This window comes from Gemmatimonas sp., from assembly GCF_036405635.1.
Taxonomy (GTDB): Bacteria; Gemmatimonadota; Gemmatimonadetes; order Gemmatimonadales; family Gemmatimonadaceae; genus Gemmatimonas.
Genome location: NZ_DASWXE010000008.1, coordinates 1 through 8356, shown reverse-complemented (window position 1 = coordinate 8356; position 8356 = coordinate 1). Strand labels below are relative to the sequence as shown.

Below are 8356 nucleotides of genomic sequence, written 5' to 3'. Positions count from 1 at the left end.
CAGCGTCATCGGTGGGAAGACAACATCGAGAGCCTGCAGGACATGCATGCCAACCTCGCCGAACACGGCGTCGATGCGCGCGACCTGCCCATCGTCATGCAGTACAACAAGCAGGATCTGCCGTCGTCGCTTGCCGCCAGCGTGGCCGAGCTGTCGGTGGCGCTGAACTTCCGCGCTGTGCCTGAATATGCGGCCGATGCACTCACCGGCACCGGCGTGTTCGATACGTTGCGGTCGCTGGGCATGCGCGTGTTGCGCCGCCTCGGTGCGGATGACGGCACGCCCGCCGGCCAGCGCGCTGCTGCGGCCATGCGGACACCGCTGCACGTACCGGTCATTGCGGCCGGCTTCGACGCGTCGGCGACGGAGTCGGTGAGCCGTGCGGCGGGAGCGGCGGCATGACGTTCGCCGTGGACCGGAAGCTGCGATTCGAGACGTTTGTGGTGGGCGCGTCCAATCGCCTCGCGACGTCGGCCGCGCGCGCGGTGGCCGAAGCGCCGGGACAGGCGTACAACCCGCTGTTCGTCTATGGCGAATCGGGCCGCGGCAAGACCCACCTCGTGGCGGCCATCGCCAATCGCGCCCAGGAAGTGCAGCCGCAGTTGCGCGTGCTCTTCTCGTCGGGCGAAGAGGTGGCGGAGCAGCTGCACGAATCCATCGCGAGTGGACAGCCGCAGCGTTTTCTCGAGCACTATCAGCAGGCCGACCTGCTGATCCTCGACGATGTGCAGTTCCTCACCGGACAGCGCGAGACACAGAGTGAACTTCTGCGCCTGCTCAATGCGCTGATGCGCGCCGGGCAGCAGTTGGTGTTCACCAGCGACCGGCAGCCGGCGGACATCCCCGATGTCGACCAGCGCCTGCTGTCGCGCCTCTCGGGCGGCCTCGTGGTGGATGTGGGCACGCCCGACTTCGAGATGCGCCTGGCCATCCTGCGCAACGTGGCCGCGGAGCGTCAGGTGGAGTTCGCCAGTGGGGTGTTGGATGAAGTGGCGCGCCTGCCGTTTGCCAATGTGCGTGAGCTCAAGGGCGCGCTGAACAAGCTGTCGGCGTACCAGCAGCTCGAAGGGCAGCCGGTGGCCGCAGACGATGTGCGCGCCATTGTCGGCGAGCGTGGTGGAGCCACGACTCCTGGTGGATCGCTCGCTGTCGACACCCGGCGGTCGCCCATCCCGGGACGTATCGAAGCTATCATTCCGGCCGGTACCGACTACGAAGGCTTTCTGGCCGACGTGCTCAATGAAGTGGAGACGCGCGTCGAGCCGTGGCGCGTGCAGATCGGAGAGGCCATTTCGCACTGGCGCCCGCTGGGCTACGCCGTTGGCGTGCTGGAGCGGGCCATGTCGCTGCCGTTTGCGCCGGAAGTGGACGGATTGCTCAACGCGTATGCGGTGGCCGTGGAGCGACTGCGTCAGCTCGAGCACCATGCGTCGAGTCTCGACCCGTCGCTGCGTGGGCACGCGGTGTTTCGCGACCCGGAAGCCATTCCCGCCGCGCAGGCGCTGGTGCAGGACGCCATCGCGGCTGCGATGCCGCTGCCAGCGCCCTCGTCGGTCTTCACGCGTGACACGCTCGAGATCAACACCGGAAACCAGCTGGTGCTGCGTGCGGTGGACGCGGTGCTCGAGGAGCCCGGCCGGCGCTACAACCCGCTGCTGATTCACGGTCCGCGTGGCAGTGGCAAGTCACACACGGCGCACGCCATCGGCAATGCCATGAAGCAGGCCGATCGTATGCGCGCCGTGGCCTGCCTGACGGCGGCGACCTTCGTGGAAGAACTGGTCGCCGCGATGCAGGAAGGCGGTGTGGAACGCTGGCGTGCCCGCTATCGCGCCGCCGACGTGTTCATCCTCGAGGACATTCAGCAACTCGTCGGCAAGGAACGCACGCAGGACGAACTGTTCCATCTGTTCAACCATCTCATCAGCCGCGGCAGCCAGGTGGTGCTCACGTGCGACCGCACACCGCGTGAACTGAACGGTCTGGCGGATCGCCTGCGCTCCCGTTTCGAAGGCGGACTGGTGGTTGCACTGCCAGCCCGCAGCCGCGAACGGGTTAGCGTGGAACAGTTGGTGACACGCGCCCCGGGTGAGCTCGATCGGTTCTACGAAGACCGCGAGAAGACCATGTGGGAGTGGCCCGACCTCGGCAGTCGCCTCATCGAGGAGTACCGATGAAGGAGCGGTGCTGATGGCCATTCGTGGCAACCTGAGCGAGGCGAGTCTCGCCGATGTGCTGCAACTGCTGGCACTCGGTCAGAAGACCGGCTGCCTGAGCATTGCCCGTGAGGGCAGCTTTGGCACCATCCACTTTTCGGGTGGGCGCATCGTGCATGCATCGCTGGTGAACCGGCGCGATCGGTTGGGCGATCGCCTGGTGCGCCTCGGTGTGCTGGCGGCAGACGATCTCACCCGCGTGCTGGCGACGGTCCCGGCGCATGACGACCGTGAACTGGCCCGTGTGCTGATCGACACGGGCGCGATTCCACGCGAGACCATTGTCGGGGAATATCACACGCAGGTGGAAGAGGCGGTGTATCACCTGTTCGGTTGGACGCACGGCACATTCACTTTCGAGCCGGACGACGATCGCGGGAACGAGGCACCACTGTTCTCGGTGAGCGCTGACTCGCTGCTGCTGGAAGGTGCGCGGCGCGTCGACGAATGGACGCTGATCGAAAAGAAGATTCCCAGCCTCGACCTCATCTTCGAGGCCGATGGGCCCAAGGTGGCGCAGCGCGAGGTGCCGCTCAGTGAGTCGCAGGAACGTCTGCTGCCGCTGCTGGATGGCACGCATGATGTCAACAGCCTGATCGAACGCTCGGGACTGAGTGAGTTCGAAGTGGGCAAGGCCATCTACGGGTTGCTCACGGCGGGTTATGTGCAGCGTGTCGGCCGCAGCGCCGCGCGCCGTCAGCCGCCGCCGGAGAGCCGCGTCGCCGAGTATCGCAATCTCGGTATCGCGTTCTATCGCACGGGACTGCTCGACGAAGCGGAGCGTGAGTTTCGCCGTGTGCTCGAGCTGCGGGACGCCGATGGCATCGCGCGTTTTCACCTCGGGCTGGTGCATGCGCGTCGCGGCGCCTGGCGCTTGGCCGTCGATGCACTGACCCGTGCGGCTGAACAGCCGGAAGCACCCGCGGCGGTCTTCCACAACCTCGCGTTTTGCACCGCACGACTCGGCGACCTTGCGCAGGCACAGGCGCACCTCGACGAAGCGGAGCGCCGCGCCGGAAGTCAGCCGGATCCCCGTATCGCCCTGACGGCGGCGCAGTTCGCATTGACTGACGGCGATGTGCAGGATGCGGAACGCCATCTCGCACGGGCCCGCGCACAGTGGGGCTCGCGACAGCCGTCGGCGGCGTGGTTTCACATGGCCGGCCTGACTGCGGCGATCGGTGGCGACAGCACGCGCGCCCAGATCCTGCTGGAAGAGGGGCTGGCGGTGCATCCGCACGCGGCACCCCTGCACAACAATCTTGCGGTGGTGCAGGAACGTCGTGGCAGCTACGAAGCCGCTGCGCGCACGGCGGAACATGCGCTGCTTGAGGACGCCAACTGCGCGCACCTGCACAAGAATCTCGGCGACTATCTCTACCGCGCACAGCGCTACGACGAGGCGTTCGATGCACTCGTGCGGGTAGTGCGCCTGTCGCCGAAGCATGGGCCCGATGTGTACCTCAAGCTGGGCAATGTGCACTATCGTCGCGGGGCGCTCGATGAAGCCCGAGCGGCCTGGGAACAGGCGCTTGCGCTCGATCCGGACAACCGCATCGTGCACGCGAATCTGTCAGCCCTGCCGCCGCGACACAGCATCGGTGATGCGCAACTCGAAGACATTCTGGGCGACGCCGCTCAGGTCGGAGCCGCCGTCTGATGCCGTCCACCACGGGTCCACGTGGTGAACGGCACGGCATGGTCGTGACCGTCCTGGCGCGTCGCACATGAATCAGGTGTCTGTCGGAATTGCCGATCTCGCTGTGGGCGCTGGCGACCTGATGCTGGTGACTATGGGTCTGGGCTCCTGTGTGGCGATCGTGCTGCACGACGCCGAGACGCGTATTGGGGCATTGGCCCACGTGCTCCTGCCGCATGTCGCCCACACTGCGACGGCGTCATCGGCGGGCAAGGTGCCATCATCGGCGGTGCCGGTGATGCTGCAGCGGATGCGGGATCTGGGAGCCACCGGCGAGGTGCAGGCGCGACTTATCGGCGGCGCGTCCATGTTCACGCCCATGCTTGCGCAGGGCGCGGCCAGCATGGGCGCGCGCAACGTGCAGGCATGCCGTCTGGCCTGCGTATCCCATGGCATTCCCATCGTGGGCGAGGCCGTAGGCGGTGAGCGCGGACGATCGGTGCACTTCAACGTGCACTCGGGGCGCGTCGACGTGCGCACGGTGCTGGGAGGCGATCTTGTCCTCTGACATGCCGCTGCCCCGGCGTCGGGTGCTCGTCGTGGACGACAGTGCCTTCATGCGGCGTCTCGTCAGCGATGTCGTGATCTCGAGCGGCGAGTTCGATGTCGTGGGCACCGCGAAAGACGGTCATGATGCCCTGCGACAGATCGCCGAGCTCGATCCGGACATCGTCACGCTCGATGTCGACATGCCGGGTCTCGATGGTCTGGCGGCGCTCGACGCCATCATGCAGGACTCGCCGCGACCGGTGGTGATGCTGAGTGCGGGCGGCAGCGATGGGGGCGTGGAAGCCACGCTGCGAGCACTCGAGCGTGGTGCCGTGGACTTCGTGCGCAAGCCATCTGGCGCCATCAGCCTCGATCTCGAACTGGTGCGCGATCAATTGCTCGACGCACTGCGCGCCGCATCGGTGGTGTCACCGACACAATTGGTCGCCAGAGCAGCGCACCGGCAACGTGAGCAGGTGGAGGTGTTTCCGCGTGCGTCCACACTGGGCATGCGTCGCGGCGGCGCACTGTCGGCATCCTCGGCGCATGAACGGCTGACGCATGCCCCGACCGCCGTGGTCGTCATCGCGGCTTCCACGGGCGGACCCGCGGCGCTGGCCGACGTCGTCCCCCAGTTGCCTGCCTGGCGCGACGTGGCGGTGCTCATCGTGCAGCACATGCCCGCCGGATTCACGTCGAGTTTTGCCAAGCGCTTGGGGACGCGTTCGCGATTGCCCGTGCATGAGGCGATGGACGGTGAACCTCTGCGTGCGGGGCAGGTCTATGTGGCGCCTGGTGGGCTGCATCTGCGCATCGCAGGGTCGCAGTCCGCCCCGGTCTTGCGCCTGGACGATTCTTCTCCGCTCTGGGGAGTCCGGCCCGCGGCCGATCATCTCTTTCACGCCGCGGCGCGGTGTTTCGGCGCGGCCACGGTGGGAGTGGTGATGACGGGGATGGGGCGTGATGCCGCGGAGGGGCTGCAGGCGATCCGCATGGCGGGCGGGCTCGGGGTGGTGCAGGACAGTGCCAGCTGCGTCGTGTCCGGTATGCCCGACGCCGCCCGTCGCATCGCCGGCGCTGATGCCGTGGCCCCGTTGTCAGAGCTGGCATCGGTGGTGTCGGCCCATGTAGCGACCCGACGCGTCATTGTCGCGGCGGCGACCGGTGGTACCGCATGAGTGTCTCGACATGAGCGTCTCGCGCTTTCGCTCCGTACGCGAGATCGCCGGCACAGGTGCGTCGTCACGTCTCGCGCGTCGTCGTGCGCGGCCAGTCGTCGAACGCAGCACGTTTGTCATCGTCTCGCTGGGCGGCGAGCGTATGGCCATCGCGGTAGAATCCGTGGAACGTGTTGTACGTCCCTTCAGCAGCCTGCCCGTGATGCTCTACGACGGTCGCCAGTTGCCATATGCCGATCTTGCCCGCCCACTGGGTCGTACCTTGCGATTCGGTGAGGGCGATCAGCGGCGCGTGCTGGTGGTGCGTGACGGGGCACGCGATGGCGAACGGCGGTGGGCCGTGCCTGTGGATGCGGTGCACGAAGTGATGGCCGTGGAGACCGCCCTGGTGCTTCCACTCGCGGCGGATGCACCGGACGTCGGCTGCGAGGGCGTGCAGGCGCACTTCGAGCGGCACGGCCAGACGGTGCTGGTGCTCGATGCGGTGCGCATTCTTACGCGCCACTTTGCGGCGCGTGCCCGCACCTGAGCACTCCATCATGACCGACGCGATCGCGAACAGCATGCACCCGCAGATGGCCGAACGCCTGGCGGCACTGCAGCAGGTGTTGCAGGCACTGCAGGCGCCGGACACGCCCGCGTCCGCGGTCGATGCCGCCGAACGCGAACGACTCAAGCAGGAGATCATCGGTCTGTTCCGTGACGCAGACGCAGCCGTGAAGGAAGCGCAGGCGCTCAAGGACGCGGTGAAGGGCCTCGTCGAGCAGTGGAAACTTGTCGAGCGTCAACACGGGGTGTCGGCGCCCGTGGCCGCGACGGCGCCCTCGCCCGTGGTTTCCGGACGCGTCGATCACCTCGGCGCGTCCACGTTCATCGAGAAAGGCTGGTCACGTCTCTCGCTTGGGGATCTGGAGAGCGCCGAAACAGCGTTGCGACGTGCGCTGGAGCTGGCCCCAGGCAGCAACGATGCGGAGACCTTGCTGGGCTGGACACAGATGCTGAACGGACAGCTGGAGGCCGCGCTGGCATCGCTGCAGGCCGTGCTGCGCCGGGATGCCGGACATGCGTTGGCGCGCGCCAACGTGGGTTATGTGCGCTGGCGGCAGGGGCACCATGGTGAGGCCATCGAACACTTGGCGGCCGTGGTCCGGGCAGATAGCGACCGCAAGGCAACGCTGTACGCACACCTGTACCTCGGCATGGTGTACGGCGATCGCGCCATGTATGCCGACGCGGAGCGATTCCTCAAAGGGGCCCTGGAGCGTGGACCCAATCTCTTGCAGGGCTGGTACGAACTGGGGCGCGTCTATTGGTTCGACGGACGCCGTGCCGACGCGATGGCGGCGTGGAAAAGCGGCGCTGATGCCAACAAGTTCAGTCCATGGGGGAAGCGCTGCGCGGAGCTGCTGGAACTGGTGAACACGGGCGGAGCGCCGTCGCGCGAGTACTGATCGCGCGGTGGAAGCACGCACGCGGCAACGTGTGCGGTGTGTTCAACAGAACCCTGCATGCCCTGTCCACTGTGCTGCTCATCGCGGCGCTGATCGGCGCCGGTGCTGGCGCTTCATCGCTCCCCGCGCAGGCTGCGCCATTGGCGGCAGACGCAAAGCTGGTCCCATCCACCGGCGTGCGGCTGGACGAAGGACGTTTTACCGTCGTCTCCGAACGCCGCGATGAACGACTTGCCCGCGCGCTGCTCACCGCCGCGCAGGCGAACGACACCTTCCCTGGATTGCCTCGGCCCAGGGCGCATGTCCTGATCGCCATTGCGCCGGACATGGAGCGGTTCCGGGCATGGGTAGGACCCTACGCTCCGGAGTGGGGCGCGGCGATCGCGTTCCCCGACGAGCAGCGGCTGGTGATGCAGGGCAGCGCGGCCAGCACCGACGCCGGGGATCCATTGGTGGTGCTGCGTCATGAGCTCGCACACCTCGCGCTCCACGAGCACATGGACCGGCTCCCCACGCGCTGGTTCGACGAAGGGTATGCCAGTGTCGCCGCAGGAGAGTTCACGCGGGAGCAGATGTTCGAAACGTCCATTGGCATGGTGTGGCGCACGCTCCCATCACTGGAGGCGCTCGAGAACGGGTTTCGCCGCGGAGGGATGGAAGCGTCGTGGAGCTATGCGATGGCACATCGCATCGTCAGCGAGCTCACCACGCTTGGTGGCCCTCGTGGATTGGACAACTTCTTCGCTTACTGGAAGTCCACGGGCTCGTTCGAGAAGGCGGTGCGCGAGGCGTATGGCATCACGGGCGAGGCCTTCGAGAAACACTGGCAGCAGCAGACGCGGCGGCGCTACGGTGCACTCGCGGTGGTGACCAACGTGTCGGCGGCCGTGGGATTGTTCGCGATCCTGCTGGTGCCGCTGTTTGTGAGCAAGCGCCGTCGGGACCGTCGCCGGCTGGAGGCCATGCGCATCGCCGATGCCCAACAGGAAGCCGCCGCTCGGGCCAGCGCATTGCAGGCGTTGCTGGACGCGGCGGCCCGGGCCGACGATGCTGCCGATCCAGACGGCATGGGGAGTCCGTCAGGCTTTGTGCCTGATTCAGGAACTCGTATGGAGCCTCCCGCAGGAGAGGGCGCCGAGGCGGTCGAGGCCGCGGCGGCGGACAACGATGGCCCCACGCACTTGCCGCCCGGCCCCGGGGCTCGGTATCCTGCGGCATGACCGAGACACAGAATCCCCGTTCCCGCGCACTCCTCTTCTGGGGGGCGGCTGCGCTGTCGCTGCTGCTGGGCTATCTCGACCTGTGGCGTGGCGGCGAGACGAT

The 8356-nt window shown here is 67.1% G+C and carries 7 protein-coding genes and 1 pseudogene; all 8 read left to right on the top strand.

The features are described from left to right. Positions 1–402 (top strand): annotated as a pseudogene (locus tag VGE27_RS00330) (hypothetical protein); the annotation flags it as partial. Then, positions 399–2177, top strand: a complete 1779-nt coding sequence (locus VGE27_RS00325; protein WP_331047635.1) for a DnaA ATPase domain-containing protein — start codon at positions 399–401, stop codon at positions 2175–2177. The pseudogene VGE27_RS00330 and the gene VGE27_RS00325, both read left to right, overlap by 4 nt. A 13-nt stretch (positions 2178–2190) precedes the next feature. Beyond that, the gene (locus VGE27_RS00320) at positions 2191–3876 is read left to right on the top strand and encodes a DUF4388 domain-containing protein (protein ID WP_331047634.1); all 1686 of its coding nucleotides are present in this window, start codon (positions 2191–2193) and stop codon (positions 3874–3876) included. Between the two features lie 67 nt (positions 3877–3943). Then, positions 3944–4423 (top strand): chemotaxis protein CheD, encoded by a 480-nt coding sequence (locus tag VGE27_RS00315; protein ID WP_331047633.1) that lies wholly within the window; start codon positions 3944–3946, stop codon positions 4421–4423. Continuing rightward, positions 4413–5582, top strand: a complete 1170-nt coding sequence (gene cheB, locus VGE27_RS00310; protein ID WP_331047632.1) for a chemotaxis-specific protein-glutamate methyltransferase CheB — start codon at positions 4413–4415, stop codon at positions 5580–5582. The genes VGE27_RS00315 and cheB overlap by 11 nt, the downstream gene beginning before the upstream one ends. Positions 5583–5592: 10 nt before the next feature. After that, positions 5593–6111 (top strand): chemotaxis protein CheW, encoded by a 519-nt coding sequence (locus tag VGE27_RS00305; protein ID WP_331047631.1) that lies wholly within the window; start codon positions 5593–5595, stop codon positions 6109–6111. Positions 6112–6121: 10 nt separating this feature from the next. Next, positions 6122–7033, top strand: coding sequence for a tetratricopeptide repeat protein (locus tag VGE27_RS00300; protein ID WP_331047630.1), 912 nt, complete (start codon positions 6122–6124; stop codon positions 7031–7033). A 38-nt stretch (positions 7034–7071) separates the two neighbouring features. Continuing rightward, the gene (locus tag VGE27_RS00295) at positions 7072–8253 is read left to right on the top strand and encodes a peptidase MA family metallohydrolase (RefSeq protein ID WP_331047629.1); all 1182 of its coding nucleotides are present in this window, start codon (positions 7072–7074) and stop codon (positions 8251–8253) included. The last annotated feature ends 103 nt before the right edge of the window (positions 8254–8356 follow it).